General features: G+C 61.2%; 19 protein-coding genes. 7 read left to right on the forward strand and 12 right to left on the reverse strand.

The genetic code is table 11. The annotated features are described in order from the left end of the window. Position 1 precedes the first annotated feature (1 nt). Complete coding sequence (locus tag VGN12_28620) at positions 2-1,420, reverse strand: magnesium chelatase (protein ID HEY4313449.1); 1,419 nt, start codon at positions 1,418-1,420, stop codon at positions 2-4. A gap of 108 nt (positions 1,421-1,528) precedes the next feature. After that, positions 1,529-2,026 (reverse strand): DinB family protein, encoded by a 498-nt coding sequence (locus tag VGN12_28625; protein ID HEY4313450.1) that lies wholly within the window; start codon positions 2,024-2,026, stop codon positions 1,529-1,531. Between the two features lie 199 nt (positions 2,027-2,225). Here VGN12_28625 and VGN12_28630 point away from each other — a divergent pair, with 199 nt between their 5' ends. Beyond that, entirely contained in the window at positions 2,226-2,852 is a 627-nt protein-coding gene (locus VGN12_28630; GenBank protein HEY4313451.1) for a DUF1080 domain-containing protein, read from the forward strand. Between the two features lie 25 nt (positions 2,853-2,877). Here the strand turns inward: VGN12_28630 and VGN12_28635 are convergent, their stop codons facing one another. Next, complete coding sequence (locus tag VGN12_28635) at positions 2,878-3,030, reverse strand: hypothetical protein (GenBank protein HEY4313452.1); 153 nt, start codon at positions 3,028-3,030, stop codon at positions 2,878-2,880. 32 nt (positions 3,031-3,062) lie between these two features. Continuing rightward, positions 3,063-4,865, reverse strand: coding sequence for a HEAT repeat domain-containing protein (locus VGN12_28640; GenBank protein HEY4313453.1), 1,803 nt, complete (start codon positions 4,863-4,865; stop codon positions 3,063-3,065). Between the two features lie 274 nt (positions 4,866-5,139). On the opposite strand from VGN12_28640, the gene VGN12_28645 reads away from it, so the two are divergent. After that, on the forward strand, positions 5,140-5,877 hold the full coding sequence (locus VGN12_28645) for a hypothetical protein (GenBank protein ID HEY4313454.1): 738 nt from the start codon (positions 5,140-5,142) through the stop codon (positions 5,875-5,877). Between the two features lie 91 nt (positions 5,878-5,968). Here the strand turns inward: VGN12_28645 and VGN12_28650 are convergent, their stop codons facing one another. The 6 genes from VGN12_28650 to VGN12_28675 form a co-directional block, all read right to left on the reverse strand. Continuing rightward, entirely contained in the window at positions 5,969-6,841 is an 873-nt protein-coding gene (locus VGN12_28650; GenBank protein HEY4313455.1) for a hypothetical protein, read from the reverse strand. Positions 6,842-7,065: 224 nt separating this feature from the next. Beyond that, the gene (gene hpnH / locus VGN12_28655; GenBank protein ID HEY4313456.1) at positions 7,066-8,085 is read right to left on the reverse strand and encodes an adenosyl-hopene transferase HpnH; all 1,020 of its coding nucleotides are present in this window, start codon (positions 8,083-8,085) and stop codon (positions 7,066-7,068) included. Between the two features lie 46 nt (positions 8,086-8,131). Then, the gene (locus tag VGN12_28660) at positions 8,132-10,249 is read right to left on the reverse strand and encodes a prenyltransferase/squalene oxidase repeat-containing protein (protein HEY4313457.1); all 2,118 of its coding nucleotides are present in this window, start codon (positions 10,247-10,249) and stop codon (positions 8,132-8,134) included. A gap of 141 nt (positions 10,250-10,390) precedes the next feature. Further along, entirely contained in the window at positions 10,391-12,403 is a 2,013-nt protein-coding gene (locus VGN12_28665) for a hypothetical protein (protein HEY4313458.1), read from the reverse strand. A 194-nt stretch (positions 12,404-12,597) separates the two neighbouring features. Then, the gene (locus VGN12_28670) at positions 12,598-13,542 is read right to left on the reverse strand and encodes an alpha/beta hydrolase (GenBank protein ID HEY4313459.1); all 945 of its coding nucleotides are present in this window, start codon (positions 13,540-13,542) and stop codon (positions 12,598-12,600) included. A 41-nt stretch (positions 13,543-13,583) separates the two neighbouring features. Then, complete coding sequence (locus VGN12_28675; GenBank protein ID HEY4313460.1) at positions 13,584-14,990, reverse strand: cytochrome c; 1,407 nt, start codon at positions 14,988-14,990, stop codon at positions 13,584-13,586. Positions 14,991-15,369: 379 nt separating this feature from the next. On the opposite strand from VGN12_28675, the gene VGN12_28680 reads away from it, so the two are divergent. Both VGN12_28680 and VGN12_28685 read left to right on the forward strand, forming a co-directional pair. After that, a complete protein-coding gene (locus tag VGN12_28680) occupies positions 15,370-15,783 on the forward strand; it encodes a hypothetical protein (protein ID HEY4313461.1) in 414 nt (137 codons plus the stop codon). 182 nt (positions 15,784-15,965) lie between these two features. Next, positions 15,966-16,556 carry a YHS domain-containing protein gene (locus tag VGN12_28685; GenBank protein ID HEY4313462.1) on the forward strand — a complete coding sequence of 197 codons (591 nt, stop codon included), beginning with the start codon at positions 15,966-15,968 and terminating at the stop codon, positions 16,554-16,556. A 651-nt stretch (positions 16,557-17,207) separates the two neighbouring features. On the opposite strand, the gene VGN12_28690 is transcribed toward VGN12_28685, so the two are convergent. Both VGN12_28690 and VGN12_28695 read right to left on the reverse strand, forming a co-directional pair. Further along, positions 17,208-17,516, reverse strand: coding sequence for a hypothetical protein (locus tag VGN12_28690; GenBank protein ID HEY4313463.1), 309 nt, complete (start codon positions 17,514-17,516; stop codon positions 17,208-17,210). A gap of 232 nt (positions 17,517-17,748) precedes the next feature. Further along, entirely contained in the window at positions 17,749-17,919 is a 171-nt protein-coding gene (locus VGN12_28695; GenBank protein ID HEY4313464.1) for a hypothetical protein, read from the reverse strand. A 285-nt stretch (positions 17,920-18,204) separates the two neighbouring features. On the opposite strand from VGN12_28695, the gene VGN12_28700 reads away from it, so the two are divergent. From VGN12_28700 to VGN12_28710, 3 genes are all read left to right on the forward strand, one after another. Then, entirely contained in the window at positions 18,205-19,473 is a 1,269-nt protein-coding gene (locus VGN12_28700; protein ID HEY4313465.1) for a hypothetical protein, read from the forward strand. 194 nt (positions 19,474-19,667) lie between these two features. Then, positions 19,668-20,378 carry a bifunctional demethylmenaquinone methyltransferase/2-methoxy-6-polyprenyl-1,4-benzoquinol methylase UbiE gene (gene ubiE / locus VGN12_28705; GenBank protein ID HEY4313466.1) on the forward strand — a complete coding sequence of 237 codons (711 nt, stop codon included), beginning with the start codon at positions 19,668-19,670 and terminating at the stop codon, positions 20,376-20,378. After that, the gene (locus VGN12_28710) at positions 20,375-21,073 is read left to right on the forward strand and encodes a flavin prenyltransferase UbiX (GenBank protein ID HEY4313467.1); all 699 of its coding nucleotides are present in this window, start codon (positions 20,375-20,377) and stop codon (positions 21,071-21,073) included. The genes ubiE and VGN12_28710 overlap by 4 nt, the downstream gene beginning before the upstream one ends. The last annotated feature ends 14 nt before the right edge of the window (positions 21,074-21,087 follow it).

The following is a 21,087-nucleotide window of genomic DNA, read 5'->3' on the forward strand; positions in this document are numbered from 1 at the left end:
TCTATAGCTCGTACATGATCCGCCCGCGCTGTTGCGAGCGCGAGATGCGGTCCGTGGCGTACAGGCCAGCCAACACAAACTCGACGCAAGAGGCGCGCACTGCCGGATCGGTCGAGGCATTCACTTCGAACGCCTTGTCCCAGGCCGGCGGAACGCGCTCAAGCCGCTGCGCGTACGCTTCCGAAGGGAGCATGTCGCCAACTTCGATCTTTACGCCGCCACCAAAGATATGGCCGATTTCTTCCAGGCCGTGGCGATCGACGTACAGCTCGAACACATTGCGAATCGCCTCGGCGACAATGGCATCCAGCACCTGCCGCTCGGACATCTGATGGCTCCCCATCATGTCCAGTTCGAGCTTACCCAGGGACGACGAATAGATGTGTCCCAGGTCGCTGATGCGAGGAACCGCCGGACGCTCGCCGAGCCGGGCCCCGCGTTGCCGGGCGCTGGCGATCAGGGTGCGATAGTTGGCGATGCTGAATCGCGCGCTCACGCCCGACTGATGATCAACGTATTTTGAGCGGCGGGCGACAATGCTGATCTCCTCGATGATTTCACGCATGAAGTACGGCACAACGACGGGAAAATCCCCGTCTAGTTCGATGCCCGCCTCTTGCTGCATGATCTGGATGCCCAGGTCGCGCTCCAGCGGATAGTGCGTGTGAATGACCGAACCGATGCGGTCCTTCAACTGCGGTATCACCTTGCCACTGCGGTTATACGTCGAGGGATTCGCCGAAAAAAGGATCAGCACGTCGATATCAAACTTCACGGGAAAGCCGCGAATCTGCACGTCGCGCTCTTCCAGGATGTTGAACAGGCCGACTTGCACCAGTTCGTCCAGTTCGGGCAGCTCGTTCATCGCGAAGATACCGCGATGCATGCGCGGAATGAGGCCGAAGTGCAAAGCTTCTTCGGCTGACATGCTGGTGCCGCCGGCCAACTTGGCCGGATCGATCTCGCCAATGATGTCGGCGAATTTTGTGCCCGGCGCTAATCGCTCGGCATAGCGCTCGCTGCGCGGCCACCAGCCGATCGGCACCCGGCCTTCCGGCGTTTCGGCGAGGAATCGTTTACACGCACCGCTGATCGGCTGAAAGGGATCGTCGTGCAGCGGCGCCTCGGGGATGTCGATAAACGGAATCTCGTCGTCCAAAAACCGCACGAGCGACCGCATCAACCGACTCTTCGCCTGCCCCTTCTCGCCTAAGAACAGCATGTCGTGCTGGGCGATCAGGGCCAGATTGATCTCGGGGATCACAGTATTCTCATATCCGACGATACCTGGATAAAGCTCTTCATCCTCAACCAGCCGGGCCATGAAATTGTCGTAGATTTCGCGCTTGACGGTTTTCGAGACCCAGCCGCTCTCGCGCAGCTCGTGCAAATTGGCAGGACGGACAGTCGAGGTCGTCATAGGTCGTTACTCGTGAAGCATCGTATGCGGGAAACTCTGCGGAGAATTCTCGAACGGCGTATCATGCCGCGAGCGATGGATCGCTGCGCCACGACCATCGCTTCGTCATCACTTGCTGTGGGCGGCCTTGTAGAGATTGTGCGTGATATGTGCCTGCCCCTGGTGGTGCGGCTCGTGCCAGGCGATGACTTGCAGCGCCGTGCGCAACGACCAGCCGCGGTCTTTCAACAGCCCTTCGGGGATTTCGTCTAAGCGTTGTTCGTCGAGCTGATTGACCGTTGCCAGCAATCGCTCGCGAGTTTCAGTAAGAATCCGTCGAATCAACTCCGGCGCAGGCACATCATCGTCAGGCGTGCTGCCGCCGCGAAATCGGTCAAACAACTCGGCGAACGCAGGTGGTTTCTTCAGGCCCAGGCGGTCGCTGGCGAACAGTTCCTCGGTAATGCCGATGTGCGTCAACTGCCAGCCGATGTGGGTCCGGCCAGGTCCGGGGCGCCAGCCCAGCACGGCACGCGGGTTCGACTCGGCCTCGATCGTCGAGAGCGTTTTCAACGTACGATCGCGATTGAATTTGAATGTATCAACGAGCGCTAACAGCGTACTCATACGGTTCTCCAGGGCTATGCGATGCGAGCGCAGCAATAATACCGCGACAGGCAAGTGCGGGCGAGCAGGTTTTCGCCGGCGCGAAAGCGCCGCATCCGCCAAACGACGGCGAATCTGTCGAAAATGGCATCACGGCGCGCAGCCGGGTATGCTGGGCATGCATTGCTCCATGCTCCCAAGAAATCACGGAATCCCGACGATGACACGCTGCGCCAAGAAATTGTTGCCGTGCCTGCTGTTCGTGGGCCTGCTAGGCTCAACCGTCCACGCGGCCGAGCCAGTTTCCCTGTTCGACGGCAAGACACTCGCCGGTTGGGAAGGAAACACCGACGTGTTTCGCGTCCAGGACGGTGCGATCGTCGGCGGCAGCCTCGAGAAACCGGTCGCACGAAACGAGTTCCTCTGCACCACCCGTGAGTATGGGGACTTCGAACTGAACGCGAAGTTCAAAGTCGTGGGTAAAGGGGCCAACGCCGGCATCCAATTCCGCAGCAAGCGCATTCCCAACCACCACGAAGTGTCGGGGTATCAGGCCGACCTGGGAGACGGTTGGTGGGGCGCGCTGTACGACGAGTCCCGCCGCAACAAGATTCTCGTAAAATCCGACCTGACAGCGGTGAACAAAGTCCTGCGGCGAGACGACTGGAACGACTATCGCATTCTGGCGGTCGGCAAACGGATTCAACTGTGGATCAACGGTCTGCAAACCGTCGACTACACCGAGCCGGACGACGGCATCGCGCAAACCGGGCTGATCGGCGTCCAAATCCACGGCGGCCCACCGAGTGAAGCCTGGTACAAGGACATCACGATCGTCGAGAAGTGACGAGCCAGAGGGTGCTCTCAGCCGTTCACTTTACAGCGTCCGAGACGCGCGGCGAGAACGCAAAGGCGTAGCTCACGACAAACAGCGTGCTGATCGCGGCCGGCCAGAAATTGCCGCTGTGCATTCCACGATGCAGTTGCCACGTTATCAAGGTGACGACAAAGCCGATCGCGGCCACGAAAGCGATCGAATGATACTTCTCGACTATGTTTACCGCCCCTTGGCAGGCGGCGTCTTGGCCGGGACGCCCTTGGTTGGCGCACCTTTCGTCGGCGCGGGGGGCGCAGTGCCTTGAATCTTCGAGAGCGAATCGGCCGCCGTTCGACGCACCTCTTCGTTGGGATCGTCGAGCAGTTTCTTGAGCGCCGGCACGGCGTCACGCGCCTCGGGCCCTAAGTCGCCGAGTGCGCCGGCCGCCTGCACGCGCAAGATTTCATCTTTCGCCGTGACGAGCTTATTCAACACCGGCACCGCGGCCGGGGCGAGTGAACGATTCGCCGGATCGATGCGTTTGATCGCCCAGACGCTGGCGATCGATAGCATCGGCTCCTTGCCAATCTGCTTCTGCAAAGCCGGGACCGCACTCTTACTCGCGGCGCCAATGCGCCCCAATGCCAAGGCCGCCGCGTAGCGACAGCCCGCGTCGGGCTTGGCAAGTAATCCGGATAGGGCCGGCACAGCCTTCGCCGCGTCCGGGCCGATCGCGGCCAGTGCCAGCGCGGCATCACTCACCAGTTGATCGTCTTTATCGGCCAGAATCGCAGTCAGACCCGGAGCGGCCGCTTTCGCAGGCGGCCCGATTCGTCCCAGCGCACGCACCGCTGCGCCGCGTGCCTTTTCGTCATCCAGGGCCGCGGTCAACACCGGAACCGCCTCGCCGCCGACGTCGGCAAGCGCCTCCATGATGTGCTCGATTACGGTGGGATCCATCTCGTCGAGCGCCGCCTTGATGGCCGGCGTCAGCGAAGCACTCGACCCGTCAATCTCGGCCAACGCCCGAGCCGCGGTACGGCTCAACTGCGGATCTTCGCTGCGAATCGCCGCGGTAATCGCCTCCATCGCGTTGCGAATCGCAACAGGATCGTCCGGATGAATACGCGCCACGGCCCACACGGCGATTAGCTTCAACGTCGCGTCGTCGGACTTGGTCAACTTGCCTAGTGCGTCGGCGGCCTCTTGTGCTCGTAATTTGCCAAGCGCAAAGGCAGCGCCATAACGCACGGCCGGTTCGCTATCCGCCAGAGCATCAACCATCTCGGGCACGGCCGATTTCGCCGGCGGTCCGATCTGTCCCAACGCGATCAGCGCTTGCATGCGAACTTCGGGCTCCTCGTCCTTGACCAGCTTGGCCAGGGCCGGCGCAGCAGCCGCCGCCTTCGGGCCGATCTCGGCCAGCACCACGGCGGACCAATGACGCGATCCCTTGTTATCGAGCGCCTCGACCAGTGCCGGTACCGCCGCTTCCCCCATGTCCGAGAGCGCCGCCATAGCGGGCATCGCCACCTGGGGCTGAGCGTCGTGGACGACTTGCAGCAAAATTGGAATCAAGACCTTGGGGTCAGTCTTCATGCGCTGCAATGCCTGAATCGCGGCGCGCCGCACGTGTGGCTCTTCGTCGACAACGCTCTTGCTGATCGCGGCGACGGTCTTATCGTCGGCAGCCCCGATCTTCCCGAGCGCGGCCACGCATTGCGTCCGCATCGCGGCGTCTAAATCGCTGAGGTGCGCGACCAGGGCTGAAACGGCCGGAGACGCGTCTTTGCCGACGGCACCCAGGGCCCGCGCCGCGCGCCAGCTGGCGTCGTCGCTCTTGCCGTCTAAAGCCTTAATGAGCGCCGGCACCGCAGGTTTTGCGCGTGGTCCTAACCGCGCCAGGCTGTCGGCGGCCTGCGCCGCCTCATCACCGGAAAGCGCTGCTGTCAGCTTCGCAACATCTACCTCTTGAGCCGTGGCGGGGCATGTTCCCAGCGCGAGGGCGCAGAGGCACGCCAGTATCAAACCCAGACGGCGCATACGTGAAACTCCGGAAGGCAGTTGCGAGATTTCGAAGAGGGCCAATCGCAGGGCGGCGGGTAGCGACGACGAAGCTTGCTGCACCCGATTTTCGAGTATAAACTTGGCTATTTAGGAAGTCTATTGGAATGGCCGGCGCCGCGAGCCGGCTTTTCGACCAGAATTCTGCGCGCGGCGGATGAGCAACTTTGCCGCGAACAGGTACATTTAAGTAGAGACGCACAGCTTTCCGCTTGCCGGGCAGTTTTCTCTCTTCGCCGGAAAAGGATCACACATGCGACTGCCGATTAACACGATCCTAGGGATGATGCTGATCGTCGCGGCCCTTCGAAGTAGCGCCGCCCACGCGCAGAACCAACCGGTGGCGAACCCTGCAGCAACGAACATTAATGTGCGCAACGGCGGCGGAGGCTTCGGCGGCGGTTTCATGCCCTACGGGGGAATGGGTGGTTACGGCGGCTTCGGCATGGTCGGCACCGCACAGTCGTCCGCCGAGTTCGGCTTGGCCAGCGTGATTGCCGCATCGGGCTACGCTAACTTGCAGAACTCGATGGCAACGCAGAATTATCTCGCGGCGCGCAGCCAGGACATCAGCAATCGGATTCAATGGACCAACGCCTACTACCAGATGCGACAAGCGCATCGTGCTTACATCGCGGACCACACCCGGCTCTCGATGGACGAGATCACGAAGATCGCGCACGACGCGGCGCCCAAACGCCTCGACGCTGAACAACTCGATCCGACGACGGGCAAGATTCATTGGCCGATCATTATGCAAGATCCCAAGTACGTCGAAGCCTGTGACGAATTGGACGATCTTTACAAGTCGCGAGCCACGATCTCGGGCTTCATCGGCGCCGAGAGCTATCGTGACATCAATAAGGCTTGCGACCGGCTAATGGGCATGCTGAAGAGCAACATCAGCGAGTACAGCCCCAACGACTTCGAGCAAGCCAAGCACTTTGTCGACAGCTTGCGTTACGAGTCGAAGTTTCCCGCCTCGGGCTGATCCACGACCTACGTCGCATACGGGCGTCTGGCGTTACTTGATACGTGCGAGCTAGTTCACGCCTCGACGGTGAATACTCACCGACCAGGGACTATTCGCGGACCGGCGCCGGTATCAACTGCTGGATCACGCTTTCCAGAAATTTTGCCAGCCGATCCGACGCCACGAGGGCGTCTTCCCTAAGGCGCAGCATGTCTTTGATGCTTGACGGACGGCGAAACAGCGTACCTGCCGCCGCCCCCAGGCGCCCCGCCGTTGTGCGTTGCATGATCAAACGGTCTAGATCCTCGGGCAGTTCATCATCAACTGTATCGCTGATTACGCGAATCGCCAGGAAGCGGACTTTGTCTTGCCGGCAGACCTCGCCCACTGCCCACGACTCCATGTCGACCGCCAGGGCGTTGTGCGTCGCGCCAAGCGCGGCCTTTTCCGCGGGCTCGCGAATGATCCGATTCACCGTCAGCAGTCGTCCCACGTGAACCGCTGAAGTTGATTCAGACTTCAAGTCGATCGACAAGCGCCGCCCGGAGATGTCGACGATCTCGTTTCCCATCACGATATCGCCGCGGCGCAACTCGGGGCGCAGCCCGCCCGCGAATCCAGCCGAGATGATCCAGCGCGGTTTATGTCCCCGGATCAGCGCCTGGGTACCGCGCATCGCGGCCTCGCGTCCCGCGCCAGCGAGCAGGATGGTCACGTGGCGACCGTCGAGCGAACCCGTATGCGCGACGAAGCCGTCTCCTTTGGTCGTGAGCGTGCCGGAAAGCAAATCCTCAGTTCCGCCCGACTCGGCCGATAAGGCGAAGACGATTCCCACGTCACATGACGCAGACGGTGACGGTGTGGTGTTTTGCGTCGCTGCTTGCCCTGCCAATTCGTCTTCGACCGTTTGCCGAACCTTATCGCGCAGATTGGCCTGGGCTTGTTGCGCCAACCAGCCTCGCAGGAGCCAACCCAGATTCACCGTGCGATTCCCCTTGCAAACACATCGCAAACACGATTGATACGACCAAAAAATCGTACCATACCCTCAGGCAGCGCGCACGCGGGCCGAGGTGTGAATGGAAGTTCCATGCTTTTTCGCCCCAGGCGAATAAGCATGCAAAAGCGCTCATCGAGCGCTTTTAGCCGGCATATAGCACGCAGGAATGGCGCCGTTACGATACGGGCGCGGTGCCCCTTCGACCGTCAGGTCAATTGCCAGAGGGCCATTTTCAAGGCGTCCCCCAGCCGCTTGTTGACGCCCAGCACGGCGGCCGGTTCGAAGCCGCAGTGGACCATGCAATGCTCGCAGCGCGGATCGTTGCCGCGGCCGAGCTTACTCCAATCGGTCAACTGCACAAGATCGTCGTAGGTCTTGTGGTGCGTGTCCGTGATCAAATAACAGGGACCTTTCCAGCCGCGGATATTGCGGGTCGGGTTGGCCCAGGCCGCGCATTGCAGATCACGCTCGCCCCGGAGGAACTCCAGATAAATCGGCGACGTGTTGAGCTTGAATTTCTTCAACAGGGGCTTCGCCTCGCGGAACTTCTCGTGTACGTCGTCCCTCGTCATGAAGATCTGCTGTGCGCCCAGCGGATTCGTCTGTTGCACCGCGTCGTAGCCGTAGGCGGGGGACATCATGAAGCCGTCGACTCCCAACTCGGTCAGGTACGCCAACAGAACGGCAATCTCGTTCATGTTGGTTTCCTTGTAGACGGTCGTATTGGTGCATACGAGGAAGCCGTGTTCCTTGGCGACCTTGATCCCGTCGACCGCCTCTTCGAACACGCCTTTGCGTTCGACGGCCAGGTCGTGGCTCTCTTCCATGCCGTCCAGGTGGACGTTGAAGAAGAATCGCGGCGTCGGCTTGAAGCCGGCGATCTTCTTGCGAATGAACATGCCGTTGGTACACAGATAGACGTGCTTTTTGCGTTCCAGGATCTTCGCTACCAGCTCTTCGATGGCTGGGTAGATCATCGGTTCGCCGCCGCAGATACTGACGATCGGCGCGCCGCATTCGTCGACGCTGGCCAGGCATTCTTCGACCGTCAGCTTGTCCTTGATCGTGCTGACGTATTCGCGAATACGGCCGCAGCCTGTGCAGGTCAGGTTGCAGGCGTGCAGCGGCTCGAGCATCAGCACCAGCGGAAACTTGTCCGCGCCGGCCAATCGCTTGCGCAGCAAGTAAGACGCCATCGTGCGTGTCAGAGAAATCGGGAACCGCATGGCACACTCCTAGTCCAAGGACGAAATTTACGTTTCTGGCGCGCCCCTAAGCGGCGGCTGTCGCGTCGAGCGACGGCACTGTAGCGGGGATGCTTTCGCCCGCCGCCTTGGCCCATTGCGCCATCGCCATCAGCGGGAAGTAGATCGGGTACCAGTGGTACCTTAGGTAGAAGACTTGCGGAAAACCGGTGCCTGTGAACTCGGATTCGTCCCAGGTGCCGTCCGTGCGTTGTGATTCGACGAGGAAGCGCACGCCGCGTAGCGTAGCCGGATGATTGTGCAATCCGGCCGCGACCAGTCCGGCCACGGCCCAGGCTGTTTGCGAAGCCGTCGGGTTCCCCTGACCACGCAGCGAGGGTTCGGCGTAGCTGTCCGGGGATTCGCCCCAACCACCATTTTCCTGTTGGTAGATGAGCAACCATTTGGCGCCCGCGGCCATAGCCGGGTCGTCCGCCGGGACGCCGACGGCCGCCATTCCGGAAAGCACCTGCCAGGTGCCGTAGATGTAGTTCACGCCCCAGCGGCCAAACCAACTGCCGTCCTGCTCTTGCGTGCTCCGCAAATAAGCCACGGCACGATCGATGGCCGGTTGTCCAACGCGATGCCCAAGCTGGCCCAGCGACTCGAGCACGCGTGCGCTCAGGTCCGGCGTACTAGGGTCGATCATGGCGTTGTGATCGGCGAACGGAACGTAGCAGAGGAACTCACGATCGTTATCCCGATCGAAAGCGCCCCAGCCACCGTCGCGATTCTGCATCGCCAGCACCCATTGGCTGCCGCGCTCGATTGCAGCGGCCGTTTCTTCCAGCATCGGGTCGGCATCGTCCGCGCGTCGTTGTGCATCCGCGGAATAGCGAGACAGCCGCGGCTCACCCGCCGGAACCGGTAGCGACGCGAACTGCTCTTCGAGCGCCATCAGCGCCATCGCCGTGTCGTCAAGGTCCGGATAGAACGCGTTGGCGTGCTCGAAGCACCAGCCCCCGGGTTCGGCCTTGGTGGTGTGGGACCAATCTCCGGGACGCGTTATTTGGCGATCCAACAGCCAACGCACGCCCGCGGTAAACGCCTCGTGCTGGGCCGGCAATCCGCTAGCCGCCAGCGCGCGGAGCGTGATCGAAGTGTCCCAAACCGGCGACTTGCAGGGCTGCAAGCGAATCGTGTCCTCTTCCTCGATCAGCAATCCGTCGAGCCGCTCGTAGCAGTAACGCAACTCGGGCGAGTCATCGGCGTAGCCCAGGCATCGCAAAGCGACGATGCTCCAGATCATCGGCGGGAAGATCGCTCCCAGGCCGTCGCTCCCCTCGAAACGTTCGATCATCCAATGCCGGGCTGCCTCGAGCGCGCGTTTACGGCGAGGAAGCAAGTTCCATCGCTGGCAGAAGTGCATCGCCTTGTCCGTCACGCGGAAGAAGCGGTCCCAACTGAACAGGCCGGTTCCCCCTTTTAGACCCGGACAACGCAGCGGCGGGAGGTTCTTTGGGCCATTCAAGAACAGCTCACCGATGCCCAAATCGGGATCGAGCGCAGCGACGGGCTGACAGGCCGACATCACCGACAAGGGAACCAGGATTGTTCGCGACCAGGCGCTGACCGAATACAAGTTGATCGGGAACCAACGCGGCAGCAGCATGACCTCGGGCGGAACGGCCGGACATTCGTCGTAAGAGATCTGTCCCAGCAGAGCCAAATAAAACCGCGTGTAACTGTTGACGGCCTCGGCGCCGCCGGCCGCGCGAATCCGGTTCCGGGCGCGCACCATGTATTCGGCACTGGTGTCATGGCCGGTCAGCTTCAAGGCGAAATACGCCTTCACGGTGCCGCTGATATCGAGCCCACCGCCGGGATACAGCGTCCAACCGCCGCAGGGCATTTGCTTTGAAAGGAGATATTGTGCCGCTTTGCGCGCAATCGATGTACGGTGCTTGCCCAGGTAGGCCAGCAAACAGATGTATTCGCTCTCGAGGATCGTATCTCCCTCGAGCTCGGCGACCCAATGGCCATCCTCCTGCTGCTGTTGCAGCAGCCATTGCTGCGTACGCGAGACGCTTTCGCGCAACTCGTCGCCGAAGTTGCCTGCGGCGGGCGACTCCGCGCAATGGCTCGATGCCGGTCGCTTACCATTCCCTGCCGAAGGGCCTTTTCGGACGTTGACGCGCGCTTCCATTCGATGCTGCTCTCGCTACCGGACGATGCTTCCATGATCCGCCGGACCGCTGTTGCGGCTGAGGGGGCAGTTTACGTCACTGGAAAGCTCCGGACAATATCAGTGATGAGAGCGTCCTGGCGCTACGGGCAGGTACGGTTGCTACTCGCCCACGGTGCTAGCACCAGGCACCGGAAAGATTTGGTAGCGTCGACCTGCTTCCTCATCGTCCGCTAGCACCAATGCCGGAGCGAGCACGCCGGTCTTCACTAAATTATCAAACAGCGCGGGCTGAATGTAATCTGTAAAACCGTAATTCCCCGGCGAGCGGTAGCGATCGACCTCACTCCAACTCACCGCGACATAGGTCACACCCAGATCCGCAAGTGCTTGCTTGCGCTCGTCCGAGGTGCGATTGACCATTAACGTCTCGAACCGCTCACGATCGAACACCGTGTTGTAAAGAACCGGCATGCGAAGATCGAATACCTCGGCATCCCCCACGGTCAGCACGGTGTCCTTTGGGGAAAGATGGGCATTCAGGTATTGGTGTCCCGCGTTTACGCGGAGCGGATCGCGATTCAATGACGCAAGACTGACGAAGTAGCTGATGTCGCCTCCCCCTCCACCCACGATCAACAGAAGATTCGCGGCCAGCATAGTGCCGAGCGCCGATTTGATCGGCCAGTGCCAGCGAACAAGCGCACCGGGACTTACCGCCAGACCGGCCAGGAATGCCAGCACGGGCAGAATCGGTATCCAAAAGCGGTCTATGCGATGGGTTAATAGCCACCAGATGGCGAACACGTAGAACGCATACACTGCGAGCCCTACCGCCAGCCGGCGGTAACAACTGGTCGCTACACCCAGCAGGGCCAAGGGTAGAACCAGCGGGCTGATCCAGGGGCTGCGCCAGGCAACATTCGCTGCCGATTCAAAAAGTTCCTCCGCCCCGAAACCCGGCGGACGGTGGGCGCGCGTCCATTGCGCGTTCAGCTCCGCGTCGCGCGTCTGGCCCCCAAAAACCTCGAAGGCCAGTGGATAAACGGGATTTCCCGTGAGTATCCAGTTCTTAACGAACCACGGGCCACAAGCAACACTGCTTGCCAGCGCAAAGGCCATGATGGGTCGCACCCATTCCGTGCGATGCGTCCATCCCGCATCGCTTGAAGCATTTTGCTGTGACGAATGCCACGGCCGCCATGCGCGGACGACAACGACCAACGCAGCGGGCAACAGAATGTACAACACGTTCGGATACTTGCACGCGGCACCAGAGCCCGCCAGAAACCCGGCCAACAACAATCGTGACGTGTTATTCCCACGCTCATCGCGCCACCAATTTACGACGGCATATACCGTTCCCCACAAATAGAGTGAGGAGAAACCCTCCATCAGCCCCAAAGTCGAGACGCGCACGATCCACGGCGTTGAGATGTAGACGAGTGCCGCCACGACGCCTGCCGTGGTACTGACAAAACGTTGTCCGGCCGCCATCAAGCCCAGCGCCGTCAGTGGCGCCGCCAGGGCGATCACGACTTTGCCGACCAGCGCGCCAAACCACCAATCGGCAAACGTAACCATCGCCGCCAATGGCAACATTTCGGTTCCCAATGGCATGTTGCCGTAAACGGTGTGCGGCAAGAATCCGATATGCCCGTTCAGATAAAACTCTTTGGGAACTTGCAGGTGGTATTCGCGCACATCGAAATCGACAGGCGTCAGTGATCCGCCCATCACGATCACGATGACAAACGGCGCAGCCCACCACAGCCAGTTGGTTGCGTTGTCGCGTTCATTGGCTACTTCCGCATGCGTGCCGCTAGTCTTCGCGCGATACTTTCCTCGGAATTGCCAGAGCCCGACGAGCCCCCACACTGTTAGGGCAAGTCCCGGCGCCACGAACAACGCGCGGACGTGCAACCCACCAGCGATGCCTACAAGAAAGGTGTAGAGCGAGACCACCCCGAATCCCACGCCGCACGCGAAGAAGACATGCTCGGCCGGCGTTAGCCCGCGATCAGCGCGGGTCGCGCGCATTACCAAAGTACCTGCCAGCCCACAGACGCCAAACAGCGCAAGCGCCGGCACGATTACTCGCAACCGATCGACAATTGCGAATTCTGCTGGATCGCCCGTCCAGTTGGCCGCTACCTCGTCGGGCAGCAGCAACATTTGCCCAAGCGCGCTAGCTCGCGAATTTCCACGAAGATCCGCGAGGGGCGCGCTGTAGAACAGTGCCGCATAACCGGCCGCAAGCGTGATGACAGCCACCCTCAGCCCGAGACGTCGCTGCGTTTGCGATTTAGTCTCGTGCGCAGCGCGCGCCCCACGATCATGGCTCGGCCTGGTCATATCGACGGCGGGCGCTACTTGCTCAGGTACTTATCGAACCAGGCGGTTACCGCGTCGTAATGGTTGAGAATACCCGGCCACCACGAATGCCCGCCCCCTGGCTGTACGATCAATTCGACCGGCAAGCCAATCGCCTCGCACTTCGCCTTGAAGATCTCTGACTGCTGTAGCGGCACGGTCTTATCCTTGTCGCCGTGAATCAGCAGCACGGGCGGATCGTCGGCCGTCACATGGTAAATCGGCGAGATCGAGCGCAACTGCGCTTCGGGGTCGTTCATTTCGCCGAATAAGCTCTTGAGGAAACCGGGGCGTTTCTCTTCGATCGCCTTCCAGCCCGCGTCCTCTCCCCAATTGATCATGTCGGTGGGCGGAAACCAAGCCACGATCGCTTGCACGCGACTGCTCTGTTGTTCGACGACGTCCTTCGAGTCTTTGTTGCCGTCGTCGCCCGTCAATCCAACCATCAAGGACAAATGCCCACCCGACGAGCCGCTGGTAATGCCCAGATGCGCCGGATCGACATGGTAATCGGCCGCGTGAAAACGTACGAAACGTACGGCGCGGCGCACGTCCTCGACCATCTCGGGCACAAAGTAGCGCGGCCCGCTGCCATGCCGCGTGACGAACAGCGTGTAGCCTCCCTTGAGAAGTCCCTGCACCCAATGCTCGCGCTTGCGTGGTTCTTCTTCGGACGGCACATTCGATTTGCGCGACCGCCAGCCGCCACTCGAGATCAGCACGATGCCGATTCCCTTGGGATTCTCTTGGGGCGTCAGCACGTCCATCGTCAGTGCCAGGCCGTCCTTGTGGCCATAGACGACGTCTTCGATCGCCGTGGCGGGAACAGGCTGAAACTCGGCGGCCGTCGAACGACCCGCGAACAGGAGCGTGCAAATCAACGCAAATAAGGTGCAAGCACAAGCGCGAATCAAGGCAAAACCTCCAAAGCTAGATGACACAAAGAATTCTTAAAAGCTGCGCGACACGGGCCGCGGAACTGTCAAAGCGTTTTCAAATACTCGATCACTGCCCGCTTTTCGTCTTCGCTCAGCTCATCAGGGAAAGTATGGCCTGCGGCGCTCTTGCTCGATAGCCGGGTGTCGAAATAACGACGCCGCTCGGCGCCATCCTTGACCGTGGCCGGAAGCTCGTCGAAACCGGTCACTTCCAGCCCCACGCGTTTCCGATCGTAGCCGTCCTCGGTCCGCAACCAAACGACCGGCCGGGCTGCGGAATGAAACAAATGCCATAGCGTGGGGACCGAGCCGTTGTGCAGGTACGGTGCCGAGGCCCAGACCCCATCCAGCGGCGGAGCGACATAACCGTCCGGCTTTTCCACCGCTGTGCGCTTCCCTTCTTCGCCCAACCAGCCGGTGCCGAAGCGGCGGCGATGCTCCGGTGGCATGCCACTCAGCCGCACTGGATCAGTATTCACGACGTCGATCGACACCCGTTTTTCGGGGTAGGTACCTTCCGGGCCGTATGTGCCATGACACTCAGCGCAAACCCGGCGAAAGATCGGCTCGCCTTGCGCGGCCAGGGCCGTATCGATTTCGTAGGGATACTTCGGCGCCTCGAGCGATTCGATCCAGGCCAGGATGTCGCGAAAATCCTCTTCCCACGCTTTGATCGTCGCCGCGTCATTCTCCGGATACAACGCGAATTGCATGATCGTACGAGGCGTCTTCTCAGCGAATCCATCGATGTAGAGCCGCGACTTCTTCTTCACATTCCACAGCGGCGGCGCATCCAGGTCGTGGTGTGCGTAAGCCGGCATCGTGGCGTCAAAGTGAACGTTCATCTCGTCATCGCGCAGCGCCGTGAGCTGAATGCTGAATACCTGGGCATCGATCGTTCCGTTGCTTGCCCCCAGGTGCGCCGTCAAACGACTTAATTGCCAAGGCTCTGGCTTGCCTCCGTCCAGCATCCAGGCGCGCATCACCTCGTGCGTAAGCGTGGTGAACGCGAAGTGCGAGTTGCCCAGCCCCGGCATCGATCGGCCGGCGACTTTGCCGCCATGACACGACAGGCAGGTCAGCGACCAGCCGCCACGGCCATCGTCGATGTAGGCCATCGGAATGCCAGCCTCGTCCTCGGGCGCTGTGGGCAGACCATACCGTGATAGCGACATCTTGCGCCGCTCGTCGGGCGTGGCCTTCTTGGCCTCGCCCTTCAGCGTGGCAGGCCAGGCACGCCAGATGTTCTCGAACGCGGTCGCCGGAAACTCGGCCGGCAGATAGGGCTTCGTGCGCAGCAGGTGGTAGCCATGCTGGGCCGAGCCCGTGGTATTGGCCTTGGCAGCGGGGCTCGGTTTTGGTTCGCAAGCAGTCTCTTCGGCCCACAGTTCAGGCGTGACATTCGTCAGCACAAAGAACAGGGCAACCAACACCGCAGGCCAACGTCGCATACAAGACGACATGCTTATGTTCCCGCAGAAATGCGCCACGAGTAATCGGCGCGACAAATGTCGCAGCTCGGACCGATTCTGAAATAATCGCGCGGCGGAAGCAATTTATCATAGTCGGGGCCACTCGGCGTTCGATAATAGCGACCGCCAAGCCGCTTTAGGTGCCGCCGGGGCAGTCCCGGCGAGTCGCCAAGGGCAAGGCCGCTACGATCACCGACGAAAAAAGCAGTGTAAGCAACGTTCTACTAAGGGATTAGAGCCGTTCAGCGGGTGTATCACCGACGACCTTGATTCGCCCGGGTTTCGCTTGACTTGGCTCCCCTCCCCTCGGACAATCACGACGGTGGGATCGCATTCCTCGGCGACCTCGGACGTACCTATGCAACGACGCGTCATTCACACTCTGCTGGCCTGCCTGTTGGCGCCCGTGGTGCTTGTTGTGAATGCCGTTCCCCAATCGCTGGCTAGTTGTGCTAGCGAGCCGGTCGTTGTCGCAAAGAAGTGCTGTGGCTGCTGCAAAGCCAAGACCGCAACGACCAAGAGCTGCTGCAGCAAGAAAGCCGCCGAGATCCCCAACCCGAATTGCTGCTGTACACAAGGTCCCACGCGTCCTGTTGCACCTACTCCGTCCGAAGGGCAGCAAGTCGTCAAGCAAGCGCTTTCGGCCTCACTGGCCGAGTCCGTGGGCAGTAGCTTGCCCCTCTCTTCTTCGTTGCGTACTCGCGGTAATGCGTCCCTGGCTGATTTCGATCAGCCGCCGGTTCGCATTCGCTTCTCGATCTGGTTGATCTGAATTTTCACCGCGTGATAGTAGCGCCGCGCGCTGGTGGTAAGCCTGAAAAGCCTGCCGCCTGCCGGGTTGTTGCATTCGCGCATTCGGTCGGTGATCATGCGCTCGTCTTGCGGGACAAGACGGGACGCCTAGGACGGTTCATTCGAAACAGTTCTTCGCTCTTTGATGAAAAGGAAATTTCCATGAAGACTCGTATCGCACTCGCGGGCTTGGTGGCCTCGGCCCTGTTGTTGACGCAAGCCTTGATTGCCGCGGACACGGCGGCCGACAGCACGTTCAAGGCCAAGTGCCCGGTGTCGGGCAAGGACGCCAAGTCGACGTCCACCGCCGATTTTGCCGGCGGCAAGGTCGAGTTCTGCTGCGACAACTGCCCGAAGGCTTTTAAAGCCGACGAAAAGAAGTTCGCCGCCAAGGCTGCTCTGCAGATGCTGGGCACCGGCCAGTTGAAGCAAGTCGCCTGCCCGATCAGCGGCAAGGCTCTGAATCCGGACCAGGTGACGACGATCGACGGCGTGAAGGTCGGCTTCTGCTGCCCGAACTGCAAAGGTGCCGTCGATAAGGCAGATGACAAGGTTGCCAAGGCGCTCGGCGGTGATCTGGCCAAGTGCTGCACGGCACAGACCAAGTGCCCGGTCAGCGGCAAGGCAATCGATCCGGCCCAAACCGTCGAGTACCAAGGCAAGAAGGTCTTCTTCTGCTGCGACGGCTGCCCGGCGGCCTTCGAGAAGGATCCTTCGAAGTTCACGGCCAAGCTGCCGCAACTGACCAAGTAGTTTGCCCTGTGTAACCGATTACGCGGGGCCTCTTTGGGTTTTCCCAGGAGGCCCCGCTTCGATCAATCTTTCCGAACCGGACTCGATCTCTGTCCGTAGCAAACATATGGGGATCTCTGCGCTACGCTCTGGATTGAACCTGGTCATGGCTGCGGCTGTTCTGGTCGCAGGCATTTGCCCGATTCAGCATTGTGCCGGTTGCGAGCGAGCGTGTTGTGCAAAGACGGCCGCCACGGGAGTAGGCCCGTCTGCGAAGTCGCCCGGCAATGTGGCTGCTCAGTCGGCTCCGTCACATAGTTGCTGCCATAAGTTAGACGCAAAGAATGGAGCGACCAGTGGTGACGTAGCGACTTTCGCGCCGCCGCCGAATGATCCGACCGGCGCCCCGGCTTCTTGCAGTTCCTGCTGCCAGCCGATCGAACCAGTTGTGCAGCAAAACGCTCCGCGGTTTGAACTGCGTCAACAGGTCGACTGGCTCGGCATGGTGGCCGCGATCGATTCGTTGCCACGCAATTCTAGCGACGGTGTTTCGTCGTTCGTCGGCGGGCCAACTGCTTTCGATTCTTCGCACCCGCCGCTGCGGGTCCTCCTCTGTACCTGGCGGAACTAATCGTCACTCCGCGCACAAATTGCGTGTGTTGACGTTCTGTTTCACCTTTCAATTTCGAGGAGAAATTCCATGTGTACGAAACGCGTTTTTATTTGCTCTTGCGCCCTGGTTGCCCTGTCGGTCGTCGCTCTGACGGTAGGTCCGAGCCTGGCTGCTAGTAGCAGCGCGGCGGCCAACGAGGCCGATTGCTGCGCGAAGGACGCCGCCTGTTGCGCCAATGGCGGAAGTGCCTGCTGCGTGGGCGCCGAGAAGTCGGCAACCGCTAAGGCGTGCTCGACCGCGAAGGCCAAGAGTTGCTGCTCGGCCAAGGCCGCGCCGCGGACGACGGCGGCTGCAAGCTGCTGTGCCACTGGCTGTGCGACCGATTGCTGCGGCAGTAACTGCGCGGCGTGCTGCGGTGACGCGTGCGAGGCCTGCTGCCCGCAATGCTGCACAGCAGCGACGAGCAGTTGCTGCGCGAGCGTCTGATCGACGCTTCACGTGGTTAGGTCCGTTGTAGAGTCGCGGGGTGTCCTAGCCGGGGCACCCCGCCTTTTTTGCGCCGCGACGATCGCGTCCGACCTTTGCGCGGGATCAGAACTCTTACGGCGCCAGATAATGCTCCGCTGTGTCGCCAACGGCCGCGCCCTCGTTTAAATTCCGCGTACGATGCGCCCGCAGCGTCATCCACGCCATGACCCCCAGGCCGACCACTCCCGACGTGGCATACACCACGCCGTAGCGAACTACTTCCTGAACAATTCGTTTCACCATCGTGCGTTGCACCCTGGCCCTGGCAGTCGTTGATAGCAGGTCTGCATGGTCGTATCGGTCGGGTTGCCAGCGCCGATTTAACGCGCCGCCGCGCGTCGTCAGGGTTTGACCGAATCGAGTTGTCGCGCGGCAAATCGCCTCACGAAATGAGTGCTAGCATCGTGCCGTTGGCGCGCACAATCGTTCGTGTGCCGAATGCCCTCGCGCAACTGCCCTTTTTTCGCTCTAGGCCATTTGCCATACTTGGCCGCCCCTTGTTTAAAATGGCCTGCCAAGGATGATTCGGTGAAGATATTTTTTTCCGTCGGCGAGCCGAGCGCAGACCTGCACGGGGCCAATCTGATGCGCGCCATTCAAGCGCGTCGACCGGGCGTCCAATTCGTCGGCTACGGCGGTCCCCTCATGGCCGAGGCAGGCTGCGACCTGCATTGCGACCTGACGGCGCTGGCCGTGATGTGGTTTCTGCGCGTGCTGTTGAATTTGCATAAGTTTCTGGACCTGGCCAGCCGGGCCGATCGCTACTTTCGCCACGAGCGACCGGATGCCGTGATCTTAATCGACTATCCCGGCTTCAACTGGTGGATTGCCCGTCGCGCCAAGGCGCACGGCATTCCGGTCTTCTATTACACGCCGCCGCAGATCTGGGCCTGGGGAAGCTGGCGCGTGAAGAAGATGCGCCGCTTCGTTGACCACGTGCTGTGCAGCCTACCGTTCGAGGAGCAGTGGTTTCGCCAACGCGGCTGCAACGCGACGTTTGTCGGCCACCCTTACTTCGACGAAGTACGGCGTCAGGTCCTCGACCAGACATTTCTCGAATCGCAGCGTGCCACTCCCGGTCGGCTAGTAACGATTCTGCCCGGCTCGCGCACGCAAGAGGTCGAGCAGAACTTGAGCACGCTGCTACGTGCCGCGGCCCTGGTACTCAAAGCAGTTCCCAGGACGCGTTTTGCCATCGCCAACTTCAAGCCACATCAGGCCGAACTGGCCCGGCGGATGGCCGTCGCCAGCGGTTTGCCGATCGAGGTCCATGTCGGTCGCACGCCCGAGCTGATCCGTCTGGCCGAGTGTTGCATGGCGGTTTCCGGCTCGGTGTCACTCGAACTGCTGTATCAGATCAAACCGACTGTGATCGTGTACAAAATCAGCCGTCTGGCCTATTTCGTGCAGGACTTCTTCCGCCACGTAAAGTACATCACGCTGGTGAACCTGCTATCGAGTGACATCCCGTTTGGGCCAGACCTGACCCCTTATGATCCCTACACGTCCGGCCACGAACGCGCGTTGTTTCCCGAGTATCTGACGTGCGAGGATCGCACGGTCGAGATCGCGGCCCACGTCGTGCAATGGCTGACGAACGAATCGTTGCGCAGCGAGCGCATGGCGGAACTGGCCGAACTCAAAGCCCGCGTCGGACATGGCGGCGCTTCGCGGCGGGCGGCCGAATACATTCTTCAGGTGGTCGACCGGCCCGCGGCCCCCCTGCCGCCCCCCCACTTCCTGCCTGGGATGCGCGTGGCCAGCAGCGGCGGCTTTACGGAAACGCAATCCGGATAGCGGTTTTTCTCGCTGCCGCTCGCCCCCCGTGCCCTGCGACCTGCTTCGGGCCAGCCCCTTAGGGAGCGGGCCCCTTCCTGTTATGATCGGGGGCTTTCCTGCGGTTAGCCAGTCGAGGGCGGCTGCGTCGCGGCCGCAATCCGCGCTGGTAGGCGCGACCACTTCCCACCCGATCATTAGCACGCTCGCATCGCATGGCCGTCGACAAGTCCGAAATCCGGGTCCGGCGCATGTTCGGCGAGATCGCCGGCCGTTACGACTTTTTAAACCACCTGCTTTCGCTGGGAATCGACCACTACTGGCGCTGGCGCACCGTGCGTCGCGTTCCTCCCCTGTCGCAAGAACCGATTCTCGACCTATGCACCGGCACCGGTGATCTGGCGCTGGCCTATCTGCGTGCGGGGCGCGGCACGACAGCCGTCTTCGGTGCCGACTTCTGTCACGAGATGCTGGTAATCGGCGAAGCCAAAGCTCGCCGCGCGGGGGCCAACGGCCTGCTGAACTTCCTCGAGGCGGATGCACAGCGGCTGCCGCTACCTGACGACCATTTTCAAATCGTGTGTGTCGCGTTTGGCTTGCGAAATATTACCGACACCGACCTCGGATTGCGCGAGATGACGCGCGTCTGCCGCCCTGGCGGACGCGTGGCGGTGCTCGAGTTCTCGCAGCCGCGCTGGCAACCATTCCGCGCCGTGTACGGTTGGTATTTTCGCAACGTGCTGCCGCGGATCGGCCAGGCGCTCGCACGAAATCGCTTAGACGCCTACAACTACCTGCCCGAGAGTGTGGGAGAATTTCCCTCAGGCGAAGCCCTGGCCGAGCGGATGCGCACCGCCGGACTGCACGACGTGCGACATTATCCGTTGACCCTCGGTGTCGCTACTTTGTACGTAGGCGTGAAATGAAGCGCAATGTCGTCCTGGCCATCACCGGAGCAAGCGGAGCGATCTACGCCGTTCGCCTGTTGGACGTGCTGGTTGCCATCGGTTGCGACGTGCAATTGGCGATCAGCCCGGCGGGCAAGGCCGTGCTACGCCAGGAATTGGGCCTGGACGTCGACGTCGAGCATTTCCGGCTGGAGAGTTTGCTTCCCACGCGCAAAGAACTGGCCGCGCTCGATCGTTTTAAGAGCGTACGCGAGCTAATCGGTGTCGATGCCTGGCAATACGGCGCCCCGCAGAATGCCGCGGCCGTCGCCACCGAACCGGGCCGCGTGCAATATCACCACTACCAGGACTTCTTCGCGGCAATCGCCAGCGGTTCGGCGCTGACCGACGGCATGGTCGTCTGCCCCTGCTCGGGCGGGACCTTGAGCGCGATCGCTCATGGAGCATCCGGAAATCTGATTCATCGCGCCGCCGATGTGCATTTGAAAGAGCACCGCCGCCTGATTCTGGTGCCGCGCGAAACCCCGTTGTCGCTTGTGCAACTCGACAACATGCGTCGCTGTGCCGAGGCGGGCGCCGTGGTCCTACCGGCGATGCCCGGCTTTTATCACGGCGTGCATTCGATTCGCGACCTGGTCGATTTCGTCGTCGGCCGGATCTGCGATCAGTTGGGTATCGCTCAACCGCTGATCAAGCGTTGGGGTGAGTCGTAGTGTCTGCCGAAAGG

It is taken from the genome of Pirellulales bacterium, assembly GCA_036499395.1.
Lineage (GTDB): Bacteria > Planctomycetota > Planctomycetia > Pirellulales > JACPPG01 > JACPPG01.